The 16482-nt window shown below is 62.6% G+C and carries 14 protein-coding genes; 2 read left to right on the top strand and 12 right to left on the bottom strand.

The genetic code is table 11. The features are described from left to right. Positions 1-3 precede the first annotated feature (3 nt). The 6 genes from FF124_RS18995 to FF124_RS18970 form a co-directional block, all read right to left on the bottom strand. Positions 4-897: an ABC transporter substrate-binding protein gene (locus FF124_RS18995; protein ID WP_138750056.1), complete on the bottom strand. Its 894-nt coding sequence runs from the start codon at positions 895-897 to the stop codon at positions 4-6. Positions 898-926: 29 nt separating this feature from the next. After that, entirely contained in the window at positions 927-2072 is a 1146-nt protein-coding gene (locus FF124_RS18990) for an ABC transporter ATP-binding protein (RefSeq protein WP_138750055.1), read from the bottom strand. 4 nt (positions 2073-2076) lie between these two features. Next, positions 2077-2910: a carbohydrate ABC transporter permease gene (locus FF124_RS18985; RefSeq protein WP_138750054.1), complete on the bottom strand. Its 834-nt coding sequence runs from the start codon at positions 2908-2910 to the stop codon at positions 2077-2079. After that, positions 2910-3812, bottom strand: coding sequence for a carbohydrate ABC transporter permease (locus FF124_RS18980; protein WP_138750053.1), 903 nt, complete (start codon positions 3810-3812; stop codon positions 2910-2912). The genes FF124_RS18985 and FF124_RS18980 overlap by 1 nt, the downstream gene beginning before the upstream one ends. 121 nt (positions 3813-3933) lie before the next feature. Continuing rightward, positions 3934-5190 (bottom strand): ABC transporter substrate-binding protein, encoded by a 1257-nt coding sequence (locus FF124_RS18975; protein WP_138750052.1) that lies wholly within the window; start codon positions 5188-5190, stop codon positions 3934-3936. Positions 5191-5241: 51 nt separating this feature from the next. Further along, positions 5242-6672, bottom strand: a complete 1431-nt coding sequence (locus tag FF124_RS18970; RefSeq protein ID WP_138750051.1) for a M24 family metallopeptidase — start codon at positions 6670-6672, stop codon at positions 5242-5244. A 40-nt stretch (positions 6673-6712) separates the two neighbouring features. Here FF124_RS18970 and FF124_RS18965 point away from each other — a divergent pair, with 40 nt between their 5' ends. Continuing rightward, positions 6713-6907: a hypothetical protein gene (locus FF124_RS18965; RefSeq protein WP_138750050.1), complete on the top strand. Its 195-nt coding sequence runs from the start codon at positions 6713-6715 to the stop codon at positions 6905-6907. Between the two features lie 135 nt (positions 6908-7042). Here the strand turns inward: FF124_RS18965 and FF124_RS18960 are convergent, their stop codons facing one another. From FF124_RS18960 to FF124_RS18935, 6 genes are all read right to left on the bottom strand, one after another. Further along, a complete protein-coding gene (locus tag FF124_RS18960) occupies positions 7043-8821 on the bottom strand; it encodes a sulfatase (RefSeq protein ID WP_138750049.1) in 1779 nt (592 codons plus the stop codon). 1 nt (position 8822) lies between these two features. Further along, positions 8823-11228, bottom strand: coding sequence for a beta-glucosidase H (locus FF124_RS18955; protein WP_138750048.1), 2406 nt, complete (start codon positions 11226-11228; stop codon positions 8823-8825). A gap of 14 nt (positions 11229-11242) precedes the next feature. Then, on the bottom strand, positions 11243-12073 hold the full coding sequence (locus FF124_RS18950; RefSeq protein WP_138750047.1) for an ABC transporter permease: 831 nt from the start codon (positions 12071-12073) through the stop codon (positions 11243-11245). Between the two features lies 1 nt (position 12074). After that, positions 12075-13130: an ABC transporter substrate-binding protein gene (locus FF124_RS18945; protein WP_138750046.1), complete on the bottom strand. Its 1056-nt coding sequence runs from the start codon at positions 13128-13130 to the stop codon at positions 12075-12077. 74 nt (positions 13131-13204) lie between these two features. Further along, positions 13205-14287 (bottom strand): ABC transporter ATP-binding protein, encoded by a 1083-nt coding sequence (locus FF124_RS18940; RefSeq protein ID WP_138750045.1) that lies wholly within the window; start codon positions 14285-14287, stop codon positions 13205-13207. A 21-nt stretch (positions 14288-14308) separates the two neighbouring features. Further along, positions 14309-15121 (bottom strand): ABC transporter permease, encoded by an 813-nt coding sequence (locus FF124_RS18935; protein WP_138750044.1) that lies wholly within the window; start codon positions 15119-15121, stop codon positions 14309-14311. 118 nt (positions 15122-15239) lie between these two features. Here FF124_RS18935 and FF124_RS18930 point away from each other — a divergent pair, with 118 nt between their 5' ends. Then, on the top strand, positions 15240-16301 hold the full coding sequence (locus FF124_RS18930) for a LacI family DNA-binding transcriptional regulator (protein ID WP_246072558.1): 1062 nt from the start codon (positions 15240-15242) through the stop codon (positions 16299-16301). The last annotated feature ends 181 nt before the right edge of the window (positions 16302-16482 follow it).

The following is a 16482-nucleotide window of genomic DNA, read 5'->3' as shown; positions in this document are numbered from 1 at the left end:
TGTTCAGGCTGCTGTCGGCCGCTGGTCGATCAGTGTTGCGTAGGGGATCGGGGCGTCGGTGAGATGGCCATCACAGATGCCGGTCTGCCAGCGCCGATAGGCATCGCTGTCGATACGGGGCGTGGTCCACATGCCGTTGGCACGATAGACATTGGTAAGGTTCACCATCAGGTCGGGCGCGAATTTCGGGAAGGTCGCCGCCAGGAAATCGCGATAGTCTTCGGCCTCGTGGTCCAGGATCCAGTTCATGCCGCGACCGAGCGCGCGGACAAAACGCGCGTGGGTGTCGCGCCGTTCGTCGTCCGGCTCACCCTCGCTATAGTAGACGCTCCACGGGACATTGCCGCCGGTAACGGGAAGCGGCTGAACCACATGACCGCCGCCGGCCGTTTCGAGCGTCACGGCGGAGGGGAAATCGATGACCAGATAATCGCCCATGCCGCCGGTGAAGAGGTCCGTCAGCATCCTGCCATCCAGATCCTGCACGAAGTCGACGGCCCTCGGATCGACGCCGTTCTCGCGCAGCAGCATCTTGATGAACAGGCCGACGCTGGCGCCGTTGCTGCCTTTCATCGCAATGGTGCGGCCGGCGAGGGCTGCCCATTCGAACTCAGCCGGCCGCTCCCGCCCGACAATCGCCAGCGGCGCGCGGGCCGCCACCTGGGCGAAGGGCACATAGCGCTTGCCGCGCCCGTGAAACATGGATGGCACCCAAATGCCGCCAAGGGCGGCCTCAGCCTTGCCCGAGCCGATATCGTCGAGCACGCGGTCCCAGGGGGAGGGGACCTCGGCGGTCACCCTCAGGCCTTCCTCCTCGAAGAAGCCCTGATCGACCGCGACATATTCGGGCAGGTAGTTGAGGCTGTGGCCGGTCGCGGAGATGTGAAATGTCTGCATGATGGTCTCTTTGTCGGAAATATGCCCGGTCAGGCCAGGCGCCGGCCGTCTTCGATGTCGAAGAGCAGGGCATCCTCGATCTGATAGTCGAGCGAGCAGGCCTCCCCGATCGCCATTTTGAGATGGCCGGAGACGCGTACGAAAACGAGGTCGGTTTCCAGCAGCCGGTCGTGGTCTTCCTCGCCGGTCATTAGTCGGCAGCCGATCACGGTCTCGGCGCCGAGACGCTCGACCACCGAGACGCGGGCGGGGAGCCGTCCCTCGCCGGATGCCTGGATCGACAGCTTTTCCGGACGGATGCCGAAGGTCACCTCGCGGCGCTTCGGCATGGGACCCGGATGGTCGACGGCGAGACGGCCGGAAAGCCGCATTTCGCCCTCCCGGATCGTTGCCGGGATGAGGTTCATCGGCGGCGAACCGACGAACTGGGCGACGAAGGTGTTGGCCGGCTGGTCGTAGATCTCGTCGGGCGTGCCGACCTGCTGGACGATGCCCTTGTTCATGATGATGATCCGCGTCGCCATGGTCATGGCTTCCACCTGGTCATGCGTCACATAGACGAAGGTCTTGCCGACCTTGTGGTGCAGCGCCGAGATTTCCGAGCGCATCTGGGTGCGCAGCTTGGCGTCGAGGTTCGAAAGCGGTTCATCGAGCAAATAGAGCGACGGGTTGCGCACCAGCGCGCGGGCCAGCGCCACACGCTGGCGCTGGCCGCCGGAGAGGCTTGCCGGCCGGCGGTCGAGCAGCGGTTCGAGTTCGAGCTGGCGGGCAATGCGCAGCGTGCGTTCGGCAATGTCGGCGCGCTTCATCAGCCGCGCGCGGGCGATCATGTTGACGACCGGCAGATGGTACCAGGGGCGAAACGCATCCATGATCAGCGGAAAGGCGATGTTCTCGCGGACCGTGGCATGCGGATAGAGCGCATAGGTCTGGAACACGAAGGCGACGCCGCGCCGGCGCGGCTGCCAGTCATTGGCGATATCGCCATCGAAAAGCAGCTCGCCGGAGGTGATGTCGCTGAGACCGGCAATCATGCGCAACAGCGTGGACTTGCCGCAGCCGGAGGGGCCGAGAAGGACGAGAAACTCGCCGTCATGGATGTCGGCGTCAAAGGTCTTGATGACGGTGTTGTCTCCGAACGACTTGGAGACGTTCCTGAAGCTCAAGGCGGGCATGGCGTTATCCTTTGACCGCGCCGGCCGTCAGGCCCGCAACGATCTTGCGCTGGATGAGGAGGAAGAAGACGATGGCCGGAATGCTGAACACGAGGGCAGCGCCCATCACCGCCGACATCGGGGTTTCATACTGGCCGACGAAGGAAGCAAGCCCGACGCTCGCCGTCCACTTGTCGCGATCCATCAGGAAGGTGGAGGCGAACAGGAACTCGTTCCATCCGGCAAAGAAGGCAACGACGGCGGCAGCGGCAATGCTCGGCATGATCAAGGGCAGGATGATCATCGTCAGGATCGAGAAACGCGGGCAGTTGTCGATGATCGCCGACTCTTCGATCTCGTAGGGTACGGCGTCCATCGCGCCCTTGAGCACGAAGCAGGCGACCGGCAGCGAGAAACCGACATTGGCGAGAACCAGTCCCGCGAGACTGTTGAGCAGGCCGAAGGTGATGAACATCGCATAGAGCGGCACGAGGATGAGCGCTTCCGGGACCACCTGGGTAACGAACAGGAAGAAACCCACCAGACCCTTGCCGTGAAAGCGGAAGCGACTGAGCGCATAGCCCGCCAGCGATCCGAGCACGAGGCTCAACACCGTGCCGCCGGCGGCAACCAGCAGCGTGTTGAACAGCCAGAGCCCGATCGGCACCTCTCCAAGGTCGTGCAGCAGCGCGGGAAAATGCTTCAGCTGCGGAAAGAACGACTGTCCGGAACCGTAAAGCTCGGAGTTGGCCGAAAGCGCGGTGGCCGCCATCCAGTAGACCGGAAAACCAGCGCAGACGAGAAGCACGCCGATCAGCAGATAGCGCAGCAGCTTGAGGGTCAGGTGTTTCTTCGTCATCAGCGCGACATCCACTTCATGCGGCGTTGTTCGAACAGGAAATGCAGTCCGGCAATCGCAAGGGCGAGAACCAGCCCGACCGCCCCATAGGCGCTGGCCAGCCCGAGTTCGTGGTTCTCGAATGCGACCTGGCGGATCTTCACCACGAGCGTGCTGGTCGAGCCGACCGGCCCGCCGCCGGTGAGCAGGTAAATGATATCGAAGCGGCGGATCGACCAGACGCAGACCAGAAGCGAAGCGAGCTGGATCGCCGGGCGGATATGCGGCAGCGTCACCATGCGGAAGGTGCTGAGGCCGTCGGCGCCGTCGATGGTGGCCGCCTCGCGCACTTCGCCCGGAACGGACTGGAGCGCTGCGAGAACGACCAGCATGACAAAGGGCGCGACCTGCCAGACGGTGACCACCACCACGGCCGCCAGCGCCAGGTCGGTGCTCGTCAGCCAGGCATAGCGGCCAAGCCCGAGCGCCTCGGTGATCCGGTTCAGCACGCCGGAGCGGTCATTATACATCCACAGCCAGATCAGCGAGGCTGCGACATTCGGCACGGCCCAGCCGAACAGAAGAATGCTGCGCACGATCGCCCGGCCCCGGAACGGGCGGTCGATCGCCAGCGCCGAGATGACGCCGAGCGTCACCCCGAAGATGACCGCAAGCGCGGCATAGACGAGCGTGACGCGGACGGACTGGAAGAAGGACGGGTCCGAAAACAGCCGCTCGTAATTGCCAAGGCCGATGAACCGGCCGTGGTTGGGGTTGATGATCCGCGTATTGGTGAGGCTCATATACATCTGTCGCCCCAGCGGCCAGAACATGAACACCACCAGATAGAGCATGGGCGGAAGAATGAAGCCGTAAGCGGCAAGCCGCGGCAGGCTTGGGAAGCGTTTATGAGCCTTCATCATCACTTTTCCGCCCTTTCGCTCAGAGCAATTCCGCGTTTCACGGAAACGCGAAAAGGCTCTATCTCTTTGTTTTTACGCAATTCCGGACGGTGAACCGGTGTCCACTTCACCTGGAATTGCTCTAGAACTGCCGGTCGACCTGCGTCTGGGCCTCGGCCAGCGCGTCTTCCGCGGAGGTATCCGTCAGAATGGCCTTTTCCACGGCCTGCATGACGAAGCGCATGATCTGCGGCGTTTCGACCTCATAGCCCGGTATAAGCGTGCTGCGTGAGGTCTCGGCGAGCGTGGCGAAGGTCGGCGCCCAGGGGTTGGCGGCGGCAAACGCCTCGGTCACCGGCACATCGGTCGCCAGCGTATCGGGGCCGGAGGCACCGCGCAGAGATTGCTGCCCCTCGGGGCTGACGAGCCAGGTGAGAAAGGCAATGGCTTCGTCCTGATGATCGCTGTGCGAACTCACGCCGAGGAAGATCTGCTGATGGGCGCCGGGATGGGCAAACGGCAAGGCGGCCGCGCCGATATCGGCGCTTGGCAGCGCGCCGCCCGAGGCAATGTTGAGCGTGCCGCCGGAATTGTCGATCGAGAAGGCGACCTGCTTTTCCTTGAAGCGTGTGCGCTGCGTGGGCATGCTGTCGCCGATCGGGATGATGCCGGAATCATAGGTTTCCTTGAAGGCCTCGACCGCCGCCACCGCTTCCGGCGTGTTGATCGTGAGGTTACCGTCCCCGTCGACCCAGTTGACGCCGTAGCCATAGGCCCAGTTCTGGAAATCCATGAACCAGCCGGTGAAATCGTTGATCTGGTGACGGGCGGTGAAGCCGATCACGCCCGGGTTCTTGTCCATGGATTCCTTGGCGGAGGCGATCAGTTCCTGCACGGTGGCCGGGATCGCGACGCCCTCCGCCTCGGTGACCTCGGTATTGAAAATGAGGGCATAGACGGCGCGCTGCCAGGCGATACCGTAGCGTACGTCATCAATCACGCCGTTTTCGTTCGTGCTGTTGAGATCGACGCCATCGACCGCACTGCCGACATCGACGAGAAAGCCGGCATCGGCCATGGTGTAGAACAGGCCCTCCTGCATGATCGCGATATCGGGACCCTGGCCGGCGCCCATTTCGGTGGTCAGCTTGTCGGCGAATTCGGCCGAGGGGATGGCCTCCTGCTCCAGCGTCACATCCGGGTTGACCTCTTCGTATTTCTTGATCGCGGCCCAGAGATTCTGGCCGCGGAGCGCATCAAGCCACTGCGAATTGGCGATCACCAGCGTGGTCTTGTCGCCCGATTGGGCCAGGCTCGTTCCGGGACTGCCGAGCGTGGCGGCAAGGCCGATGAAAAGGGCGGAGGCGAGCAGGCCTCGTCTGCGAATTCTGTCAATCATGTTTGTTCTCCTGCTGAAGTTTGCTTTTTGTTTTGGGTCTTGAGAAGGGGGTCAGTCCGCTTTCACCCGATGGGGCGCAAGCGGTGTGTGGCAGCTGAGGTTCTCGGCCCCGTCCGCCGTCACAAGGTAGCAGTCGCCGACATTGCAGCCGGCGACTTCCGGCTCCAGCCACTGGGCATGGAGCACGAAGGTCATGCCTTCTTCCAGAAGGTCGTGATTGTTGGATTGGATGTTGTAGTTCTGGAATTTCTGCATCGAAACCGAATGGCCGACATTGGGATTGTGCGGCCCGAGCGTCGCCGGATAGACATGCATCAGTTTCCGGCCCTGACGCTCCCAGTCTTCATCGGGCACGTGCTTGCGGGGCACGAGCCGCGGCTGGCCGTCGTCTTCGGAAACCCAGTTATAGGGCATGGTCCGGCTGTCGGCGGATGTGAGGTAGCCGCGTTCGATATAGGGTTCGAAGGAGGCATTGGCGACGTCCGAGACAAGCGTGCCGGGCCGCACGAGGGCGGCGGCTTTTTCCACGCCCTCGACGCACATTTCGAGGACTTCCTCCTGCTTGTCAGTGATATCGCCGACGGCGATCATGCGGGCGATCTGGGCGGTGTAGCCCTGATAGATCACGGCCGAGATATAGAGGTTGATCAGGTCGCCGTTGCGCACGACATGGCCATAGGGCTTGCCGCAATGGGTGCCGAAGCGGTTGATGCCGATCTGGTAGCCGTCGCCGGTCTCGCCGCCGCGCGCCATCTGGGCATAGGTGAAGGCGGCATAGATTTCATGATCGGTCACGCCGGGCCTGATTACATGATAGGCGGCCTCAATGCCGATATCGGCGAGCTGGGCGGCGGCGCGCACCACCGCCTGCTCGCGCGGTGAGCGGATTTTCTGCATCCGGTCGATGATCGACGAACAATCGGCAAAGCCGCTCTTCGGCAGATGCGCCTTCAGTCCGTCCCAGTAGGGCTTCGAGGTGGCATCGCCGATAAGGCCGATCTGGGCAACGGAAAATCCCTCGCGTTGAAGGAAATCGCCGATCGCCTCGACCACCTTGTCGACGGTTTTGCCGGGGCGATTATAGGTCTCGCGGCCCCAGGTGCCGACCTGCCAGATATCCTCGACCAGAACCGGTTCGCCCGCCGGGGGCAGCAGGACCGAGCTGCTGAAGATCGAAAACAGCGTCAGCGGCTTGTCGTCATCCGTCGGAACCACAAGAACGCCTTCGCGCGCCCAGTCGCAGACATAGCGCAGATAGGAGTTCGAAACCTTGTAGGAGCCGATCGAATCCGCATGAATGAGGATCACGTCATATCCGGCCACCGTCGCCTCCCGCCGGATGCGGCGCAGACGGTCGACGAACTCGCCTTCCGGCAGCGGGCCGACCGGCTCGAACGCGAAGGACGGCTCGAAACCATCCAGAAGGCGCTCGAACCGAAGGTCGGCGCGGAAGGCGGAAGGGGCGGGATTGAGGGCGGTCATGGTATGTCTCATCAATGCTATGGATGAGAATAGACTACAGATGAAACTTTTTTTGCAAATGGCGCGACTGCATGAAGTTTCGGCACTTTGGGCGTTGAATGTGCAGAGTCGAATTTTTTCACGATTTTTGGTTCAAAACGACGCAGGCCCTTCAAGGACGGCCCACGTCAGGCCATTGGAAAGGCGATATATTTCCGAGCTTGGCGAGCGAGAGCTTGAAAAAAATATTTTATGAAAATGTGAAAAGTCGTCATTCGCGCATTCGCGACTGCCTGTTTTGCAATCAGCAAGCCGTCAATAAAGCATCAGAAGTGACGTCTTGCCCAAACCGGATAGCCGGGCACGGGCATGGCTTGCCGGTCGCTGCTCTTCAATCAGTCGCCAAAGCGGTTTTGAGTTGCCCTTCGAGTGCCCGGAGTTCGGCCTCCTCCGTTCCGGCTTGCATCGCGGCGACTTCGATGACGGTCTTGTGGCCGAAGGAGGAAGGGATCGCGGCATTCGCGAGTAGCGGAAAGGCTTCGATCAGAAGCGGCCGGGCGGCCTCGATCTGCAGCAGTTTGCCGACTGGTTCTGAGCGGATGATGGCGTCCGGCGGGAACGCGTCCCGGCGCACAGCGTATTTTCGGGCGCGCGCCGCCTGCTCCGCCTGCCTGGCGACCAGAAGGCGGTCGGGCGTGATGGCCCCGCTCTGCGGCAGGCCGAGCCTTTCGAACTGCTCCGGCGGGGCTTCGCTTTCGCGCATCAGCTTCACCAAGAGCGTCGCCATCCGGGTTTCAAGCGCGTCATCGCGAAGGGGAGTGGCCTGATCCGGGTCCGTTTCGAGATCGAAGAGCAGCGTGCCGTGCACAAACGGGTTTCCGAGGCCCCATGCCGGTAAACGGAGAAGCCGGCATCCCTTGGTGAAGGAAAAGCCGGGGACAAATTCCGCGCGGCTCAGCGCCTCGGGCGAAGCCATGGCCCGCATATGCATCGGCATCAGCGTATATTCGTAAAGCGGCGCATTGGCGGGCGAGACCGGCGCGCGCATATACACGTAACGGCCATCGGTGACGTTGACGTGACTGCCGTGGGAGCCGAAAAGGGCCGCCTCGCGCCGGGGCCGGTCGGCCTCCATATGCAGGGCCAGCGAGTGCCCCTGCATATCCTTGGTCGGCTGCTGGCCGAACAGGTCGAGGAGCGTCGGGCCGAAATCGATCGTCTGGACGAGCGCCCGCCGTCGCTTGCCTTTGATCCCGGCGCGCGGATCCCAGAAGAACAGCGGCGTGTGGATCGTTTCCTCGTACCAGGGCTGGACGGATTTTCCCCACCACCCCTTCTCGCCGAGCATATAGCCGTGATCGGTGCAGACGAGGAGGGCGGTATCGCCCCACATCTCCTGTTCGTCCATCAGGTCCAGCACGCGGCCGAGGTTCTCATCGCACATGGACAGGAGTGCAAGATAACGATTGCGCGCCACCTCCTCCGTCGCCTCGTCCTCTGTTACCCGGGCGTAGGGCGGCCAGTCGAAAGTGGCGTCGCTGCCTTGAGGGTCGTTGAACCGGGCCATGTGGCGACGTGAGGAATAGAAGGGCTCGTGCGGATCGAAGGTCTCGATCTGCACCATCCAGTTATCCGTTTTGGCGTTGTCGCGCAGAAAAGACAGGCCGGCTTCGAACACGCCCGTTTGCGGATGGACGCCGCCGGCTTCGATCGCGGCGCGGTTGATGGCGTCCTGGCTGCGCATTCTGGGGCCGATATCGGTCAGGCTGGCCCCTACGCTTGCTGCGACATCGGGTTTCCACAGGTCGCCCTCCTGACCCCGGAAGAACTCGTAGGAGGCGTATCGATTGTGGTAGGTCGCCCCGCCGTCCTCCCAGTAGTGCTGGTGATCGGTGATCAGATGCGTGTAGATCCCGGCCTCCTTCAGCATCTGCGGAACACTGTCATCGAAAGGTTCGAGCGGGCTCCACGACCGGTGCAGAAAGTTGTAGCGGCCGGTGTGCATTTCGCGCCGCGCCGGGATGCAGGGCATCGAGCCGGCATAACAACGATCGAATGTGACGGCGCGCCTGGCAAGGCGGGCAAAATTCGGCGCGATATCGGGATCGCCGCCATAGGGCGGAAGCATCCTGCGGTTCAGGCTGTCGAACATGACGATGATGGTACGCATATCAATTCTCCGCTACAGTCTTGCGTATCCGCAAGTCGGCGGAGGAGGGACCGACAGCAAGTGTGAAGGGCATTGGTTCGCGGACCCACCGGCCCTTGTCGGGGTCCCATGCGCAAAGCCTGCGTTCCGGGATCGCGAGGCCGATGCTTCGCTTTTCCATCGGGGCGAGAGTCGTCTTGGCAAACGCGACAAGGCGCAGCGGCGTCCCGGTTTCGCTGATGAGATAGACCTGGGCGACTTCACTGCCCGTGCGCTCCGATGGGTTGAAAAGAGCGACCTCGACGGTCAGTTGCTCTTCCTCGAAAGCCAGCCGTGCATCGCAAAATTCGATCTTGGCATAGCCGAGCCCATGACCGAACGGGAATTGCGGCCGGGTCCCGCGCGCGGCAAAGCCGCGATAGCCGATGGCCGTTCCTTCGGCGTAGACAACCTTGCCATAAGCCTCGGGACGCCGTGTGATCGCGCCCAGTTCCTCTGCGGTTGCAGGAAAGCTCTGGGGCATGCGTCCGCCAGGCTCGGCATTGCCCGTCAGGACATCGGCGAGCGCATTGCCGCATTCCTGGCCCGGATACCATAATTGCAGGATCGCCGGTACCGCGTCCGCCCACGGCATTGTCACCGGCGCGCCGGATTGCATGACGACAATCGTCGATCTGTTCGCCGCCGCCACCGCCTCGATCAAATCGTTCTGCGCCTGCGGCAGGTTGAGGCTTTCGCGGTCCTCGGCCTCGGTCTCCCAGTCGTCGTTGAGGCCGGCGACCAGCACAACCACATCGGCATCGCGCGCGAGCGCCACGGCCTCCTCACGCGAGCCGCCGGCAGAGGGCGCCCTCAGGCCGAAGCGCACGGCCTTCAGCGTGGTGGTGATACCGTCGCCGCAGGCGTAGTCGACGCTGATATCATAGCTTTTGCCGGCTTCGAGATGGATCCGGCCCCGTCGTTCGGCGCAGCCATGGCCGAAATAGCTGAAACCGCGCGACCAGCTTTCCCACGCCTCGAGAACGGGCGTACCGTCGATCGCGAGGCGGCTGGTGCCGGCGCTCATCAGGCCGATCTCGTACCACCCCGTTTCCTGCGGCTCATAGCGTGCCGTCAACCGTGCCGAAAATGCGCGGTGATCGACCTCGGGCGCCACCGGCCCGAACCAGCGGAACTCGCTCCTGGCACCAGTCTTGGTGAGTACCGGCGGGCCCGCAAAATCGGTTCCGGCGAAGAAGGCGATGTCGACGGGCGTGTCGATCAGTGGCAGATAACGGTCGCCGGGACAGCCGAGCGCATAGTCGACCTGCGCATCGGGAAACGCCGCGCGGATGCCTTCGAGCGGCGAGATCGCGTAATGGGCGTTGATCTGCGCCGATCCGCCGCCGAACATCACCGCCCTTGCGGCATTGGGGCCGATCACGGCGATGCGGCTGCGTTTTTTGCCGGAAAGCGGCAGCAGGGCGTTGTCGTTCTTGAGCAGAACGGCGGCCGCGGCGCCGGCACGGCGGATCAGAGCCCGCGTCTCCAGACGATCCTCCGCCTGCTCGACCTCCAGATCGTCACTCGTTTTTGCGCCGACGCGTTCGATCAGTCTCAGCACCCTTCGTGCAGCGTGGCGAACGGCGGCGGCAGGCACTTCGCCGTTCTCAACGGCCTTAATGAGCTTTTCGCCCCGGAACTTGCCCGGTCCCGGCATTTCGAGATCGAGGCCGGCGAGCAGGGCCGCTGCCGTTGAGTGGGTCGCCGTCCAGTCCGACATCACCACGCCCTCAAAGCCCCATTCCCGGCGCAGAATGGTATCGAGCAGCCAGGGATTTTCGGAGGTGTGCACGTCGTTGAGCGCGTTATAGGCGGTCATCACGCAGGCAACGTCAGCCTCCTTCACCGCCGCCTCGAACGGCGGAAAATAGATCTCGCGCAGGGTCTTCTCGTCGATCTCGGAACTCGTGGTGCGGCGTTCATGCTCGCATTCATTGCCGATGAAATGCTTGATCGTGGCGGCAACGCCCTGCGACTGGACACCCCTGACATAAGCGACCGCCATGGCCGAGGCGACGAGGGGATCTTCGGAAAAGCACTCGAAATTGCGCCCGTTGAGCGGGTTCCGATGCATGTTCACGGTCGGACCGAGAAGGATTCGCGCGCCCTTGGATCTGGCCTCGTGGGCCAGATCCACGCCGATCTCCTGGACGAGGTCCGGATCGAACGTCGCCGCAAGGGCAATCGCGACCGGATAGGCGGCGGAGCGCACGCCGCCGGAAAAATCCTCCCCGCGCGCGCCGTTCGGCCCGTCAGTCATTTTCACGGCGGGAATGCCAAGCCGCTCGACGGCCGCCGTCCGCCAGAAGGACGCGCCGGAGAGCAGGCTCACCTGCTCGGCAAGCGTCATCGCGTCGAGCTTTTCATCGAGGGTCATGTCGGTCATGTCGAATATCTGTTTCAGCCGGCGCGGCGTTTGAGGGACCGTGAAAGTGCGTAGCTGACGGCCATGGTGAGGATGAGCGTCGTGGCCAAGAGGACGAAGGCGAGGGCGGCGCCGAAAGGCCAGTTGCCGGCGGTCACGAACTGGTCGTAGACGGCGGGAGCCAGCATGGTGAAGCCGGGGCCGCCAAGCAAAACCGGGGTCGCATAGGCGTTCATGGAAAGGATGAAGACCAGCATGCTGCCCGCCAGAACGCCGGGGGCTGCCTGCGGCAACAGCACGCGGAAGAAGACCTTGAGCGGGGTCGCGCCGAGATTGGCGGCTGCCTCCTCGGTGTCACGCGGCACGGTTTCCACGACGGAGGAAAGCGTGAGGATCATGTAGGGCAGCACCACCGCCGTCGTGCCCACCACCACGGCAAGCGGGGTGTACATCAGCGTCAGCGGACCGATGCCGAATATGCCGAGGAAGGCGTTGATCGCGCCATGGGTGCCCAGAAGCGCCATCCAGCCCGCAGCCCGCACCACATTGCCGACCAGTAGCGGAAACAGCGTCAGGATGATCAGCATCGATTTCCACCGGCTCTGCATGCGCGCCAGCCAATAGGCCGGCGCGAGCGAAAGCAGGAGGCAGAGCGCCATGCATAAAAACGCCACGCCGACCGTCGTCAGGATGATCTCCTGATAATAGGGATCGGTCAGCGCGGCGATGTAGTTTTCCCCGGTGAACGCCGCGGTCATCATCTCCATCGGGCTGTAGAGGTTGAGCGACATCCTGAAGAGTCCTGCCATGGGCAGGACCAGCAGAACGAAAACCAGCAGCGCTGCGGGGAAAACCAGAAGTGCCATGTCAGCCCTTGAACTCACGGTTCCAGAAATCGAGGATTTCCGTTTCGTGCTGCATCAGATAGTCGTCGTCGAGACGGATCAGCCGATCCTGCTCTTCCGGCGGAAGGCCGATCGCTGCTTCCAGCTCTGCCGGCAGTTCGGCGTCAGTGACCGTCGGCAGGTAACCCATCTTCGCGGCAAAGCCGATCTGGGCTTCCGGTTCAAGGGCGGCGTTGAGGTAGGCAAAGCCGCCATCCTTGTTGGGCGCGTTCTTGGGCACAGCCATTTCGAATGCGATCGGGATCGCGCCCTCGGACGCCACCGCCCGTTCGATGTTCAGGCCGCTCTGGCGCCATGAATAGGCTCTTGCCACGTAGTTGATCGTGATCCAGATATCGCCGCTCTCGAAGGCTGCGGCGACTGCCTCGTTCGACGGCAGAATCTGCACGTCCTGCTTATCGCGCAGTTCAAGGAGTTTGGCTTGGCCCGGCGTGAAATCGGTCATCGAACCGCCGCCGACAAGCGCGGCGACCGCGGAAGTCGCCACGTGCAGATTGTCGGAAACGCCGACCTTGCCCTTGTATTCCGGATTCCAGAGATCGGCATAGGAGGTGGGCGGCGTTGTCACCTTGTCCGGATTGTAGAGGATGGCGAAATAGGAATAGATCTGGGGCACCGAATGGGATTTGCGCAGCGCCGGGATGACCGCCGAAACACGCGGAACGTTTTCCTCGGTGACTTCCGAAAGAACACCGAGCTTTGCCATTTGATACATGCTGAGATCGGCGAGCACGGCCACGTCGAAGCTCGACCTGGCGCGCATCTTCTCGGTTCTGAGCTTGGTCTGGCGGGCCTCGGTCGAAGAAATATCCTGAATAACGTCATAACCTTCCGGTTCCATGATCGCCTCGTCGACGGTGGCGCGCAGGATATCGCCATAATCGCCGCCGAACACCGAGGTGATTACGGTTCCTTTGTCCTCGGCAAAGGCCTGGCCGGTGGCCGTGAACGCCAGCATCGAGGCGGCCGCGCTGGCGGCCAGGAAAATGCGGCGGGTGGTATTAAATCTGTCTGACATAAGCTGTTCTCTCTTCCTTTTGACAGTCTTCTTGTGCGGGGCCGATAGGCCCGGATGGCTTGGTTTACGGCCTTTCACGACCGCTGAGGCAGCAGGCGCGCATCTTCGGTCTGCCAGGTGACGGAAACATCGCCGCCCGGCCGCAGGGCGGCCAATGGGGTATTGCGGGAGGGCGTGGGCATCACGGCGACAAGCGGCGTGCCTTCAAGATCGAGTTCGAACTCCGTCTGCGCGCCAAGATAGGCCATGCCGGTGATCCGCGCGTTCCGGCGCGCCTGATCATCGGCGAGCGGGGCCTGATCCGCCGGCGCCAGCTTGATCTTCTCCGGGCGCAGGGCGAACATGACGGCCTCGGCGCCAGCATCGGTCGTTACATTACAGCGCAATTCCGTGCCGCTATCGCTGACAAACAAGCCCGGTGCCTTGCGTCGCCCCGCGATCAGATTGCAGCGGCCGATGAAACCGGCGACATAGACATCATCCGGCGTGTCGTAGATTTCCTGCGGCGTGCCGATCTGGCGGACCACGCCGCCTTCCATCATCGCCAGGCGATCGGCCATGGTCAGCGCCTCGTCCTGGTCGTGGGTCACCATCAGCGTCGTCAGCCCCAGCCTTTGCTGCAGGTTCCGGATTTCGTGCTGCACCTCGCCGCGCAGCTTGGCGTCCAGATTGGAAAGCGGCTCGTCGAGCAGCAGCATTTTCGGGTTGATCGCCAGCGCGCGGGCGAGTGCCACGCGCTGTTGCTGTCCGCCGGAAAGCTGGCGCGGCATGCGCTCGGCCAGATGGTCGAGCCGGACCATCGAAAGCGCTTTTTTGATCCGTTCGTCGCGTTCGGCCCTGCCGATCTTGCGCATCTCGAGGCCGAAGCCGACATTGGCGGCGACGCTCATATGGGGAAACAACGCATAGGACTGGAACACCATGCCGGTGTCGCGACGGTAGGGCGGCAGTCGGGCGATGTCCTCGCCGCCAAGCAGGATCCGCCCCTCGGTCGGCTTCACAAAGCCGGCGATCATCCGCAATGTCGTGGATTTTCCGCATCCCGATGGCCCCAGCAGCGCCACCAGTTCGCCTTCCTCGATGTGAAGGTTGAGGTTTTCAACCACCCGGCTGTCGCCGTAGGCCTTGGCCAGATGTTCAATGGTCAATTCGCTCAAAACACTCTCCAGGCCTTGAATTTAAAGGACGCGCGACAGTTTGACGTAGCGATCGGTCACCAGCATCAACACGCCGATCAGCAGAATTTGTATTGTGCCGACGGCAGCGAGCGTCGGATCGATCTTGAATTCCAGATAGTTCAGCATCGCGACGGGCAGGGTGATCTTGCCGGGGCCGATCAGAAGCAGTGACAGCTCAAGGTTCTCGAAGCTCTGGATGAAGGAGAACATGCAGGCCGCGACAATGCCGGAGCGCAGCATCGGCAGGGTGATCCGCCAGGCGACGACATGCGGCGGCGCGCCGAGATTGGCGGCGGCTTCCTCAACCCGCAGGTCCATGCCTTCCATGCTGGCGGCGACAAGACGCACCGTCCAGGGGATGGTGAGCAGGACATGGGCGGCGACCAGCCCGGCCGTCGTGCCGACAATCGTCTGGCCGACGACCATCTCCGCGCGAATGAGAAACATATAAAGCGCGGTGCCCATGATGATTCCCGGTACCGCGAGCGGTCCGAGCAGCAGTGTGGAAATCAGGCCCTTGCCGGCAAAACCGCCGCGATTGAGGCCGTAGGCGGCCAGCGTTCCGAGCGGCACGCCGATGGCGGTCGCGATCAGCGCCAGCTCAAGGCTGGTGATGAGCCCTTGCGTGAATTCCCGCCGTGCCCAGGCGTTGACGAACCACCGCAGCGTGAAACCGTCGGGCGGGAAACTGATGATGCCCTGGTCGAAAAAGCTGATCGCAACGACGGTTATCACCGGCGCCAGAATGACCGCATAGGCGAGTGCGATCAGCGCCGACAGGATGAACCGTGAAAGAAAGTGGCTCGAAACCATGAGATCTGCTTTTCCCTACAACTATCCCGAAAACACTGGAAAATTCCGCCTGAAATCTTATGATGACGTCACCATTTGCAAATGATGACGTCATCATCAATAGAAAAAGAGGTCCGATGTGGAAAAAAATAGACACTTGTCAACCATGGGGGACGTGGCGCGGCATGCGGGCGTGTCGCCGGCCACCGTGGCGCGGGTGCTCTACGAGCCGGACAAGGTCGGGCCGGAAAAACAGCGGCGGGTGCGCGAGGCGCTCAAGGCGACGGGATACCGGCCGAACGCCGTGGCGCGCGGGTTGAGAACCAAGCGCAGCTGGACGATCGGCCTGATCGTCGTCGATGGTTCGCTCAATCCGTTCTTCAGCCAGTTGAGCCAGGCCATCCGCAGCGAGGCGCTCAATCGCGGCTACAATGTGCTGATGTTCCAGCACGGCATGAAGCCGGAGATCGAGGCGAGCGCCGTCATTCAACTCCTGCAGCAGCGGGCGGATGCGGTGATCTTTTCCTACGGGATCGACGCCAGCGGCATGGCGCCTCTGTTGCAGGCAGGCGTGCCGGTCATCCAGATCGAGCAGGAGGTCTGCGGCGGAACCGATGCCGTGCTGATCGATCCGGGAAGCGGCATCGACCAGGCCATCGATCATCTTCAGGCATTGGGACATCGGCGCATCGCCTTCATCGGCGGCGCGCCCGACCGCTACAACCGCGCCCGCGTGCATGGAACCTCGATGGAGGAAGACCGCCTTGCCGCCTTCCGCGCCGCCATTGCCCGTCACGGCCTTGACGATGATCCGGCATTGATCAGGCTGGGGCTCTATTTCCCGCTGACGGGCGATGACCCGGCAAGCGAAGGCCGGAAGATGATGCGCGACCTGCTCGGGATCGATCGCCGCCCGACAGCTGTCCTCGCCTCCAGCGACATTCTCGCGGCCGGCGCTTTGCAGGCTCTCGGCGAGGCCGGTCTCAGCGTACCGGACGACATGTCCCTCATCGGCTTCGACAACTCGATCGCCAACCTCCTGACGCCGCCACTGTCCTCGATCGGCCGGCCGCTACAGGCCATGGGACTGGCCGCAATCGACCTTGTGGTAGAAGCGATCGAGAACCCCGATCGAAAGGTCCGCACCCTCGTTTATCAAACGGAACTCGTCATGCGGAAGTCGACCTCCGGAACACTGTAAGATACACGGTGGTTCCAGGCGTTTGACCCTGGGATTTGACGGTGCGTTATTTTCCATGGAATTGAAGTAAGCATTATGGGCCAGATACATCACGGCCGCGCCACGACCATGCGCGCGGTCCGAGCTGTGTTCCATCGCTTGCACGCTTATTCCGCACAATGGATCCGGATCTACGGCATCA

Source organism: Martelella lutilitoris (assembly GCF_005924265.1).
GTDB lineage: Bacteria > Pseudomonadota > Alphaproteobacteria > Rhizobiales > Rhizobiaceae > Martelella > Martelella lutilitoris.
The sequence above is the reverse complement of the archived record's forward strand: the minus strand, read 5'-3'. Positions and strand labels throughout refer to the sequence as shown.

Coding starts and splice junctions, on each gene's coding strand:
- FF124_RS18995 (WP_138750056.1), bottom strand. CDS start 897: ATGCAGACATTTCACATCTCCGCGACCGGCCACAGCCTCAACTACCTG.
- FF124_RS18990 (WP_138750055.1), bottom strand. CDS start 2,072: ATGCCCGCCTTGAGCTTCAGGAACGTCTCCAAGTCGTTCGGAGACAAC.
- FF124_RS18985 (WP_138750054.1), bottom strand. CDS start 2,910: ATGACGAAGAAACACCTGACCCTCAAGCTGCTGCGCTATCTGCTGATC.
- FF124_RS18980 (WP_138750053.1), bottom strand. CDS start 3,812: ATGATGAAGGCTCATAAACGCTTCCCAAGCCTGCCGCGGCTTGCCGCT.
- FF124_RS18975 (WP_138750052.1), bottom strand. CDS start 5,190: ATGATTGACAGAATTCGCAGACGAGGCCTGCTCGCCTCCGCCCTTTTC.
- FF124_RS18970 (WP_138750051.1), bottom strand. CDS start 6,672: ATGACCGCCCTCAATCCCGCCCCTTCCGCCTTCCGCGCCGACCTTCGG.
- FF124_RS18965 (WP_138750050.1), top strand. CDS start 6,713: ATGAAACTTTTTTTGCAAATGGCGCGACTGCATGAAGTTTCGGCACTT.
- FF124_RS18960 (WP_138750049.1), bottom strand. CDS start 8,821: ATGCGTACCATCATCGTCATGTTCGACAGCCTGAACCGCAGGATGCTT.
- FF124_RS18955 (WP_138750048.1), bottom strand. CDS start 11,228: ATGACCGACATGACCCTCGATGAAAAGCTCGACGCGATGACGCTTGCC.
- FF124_RS18950 (WP_138750047.1), bottom strand. CDS start 12,073: ATGGCACTTCTGGTTTTCCCCGCAGCGCTGCTGGTTTTCGTTCTGCTG.
- FF124_RS18945 (WP_138750046.1), bottom strand. CDS start 13,130: ATGTCAGACAGATTTAATACCACCCGCCGCATTTTCCTGGCCGCCAGC.
- FF124_RS18935 (WP_138750044.1), bottom strand. CDS start 15,121: ATGGTTTCGAGCCACTTTCTTTCACGGTTCATCCTGTCGGCGCTGATC.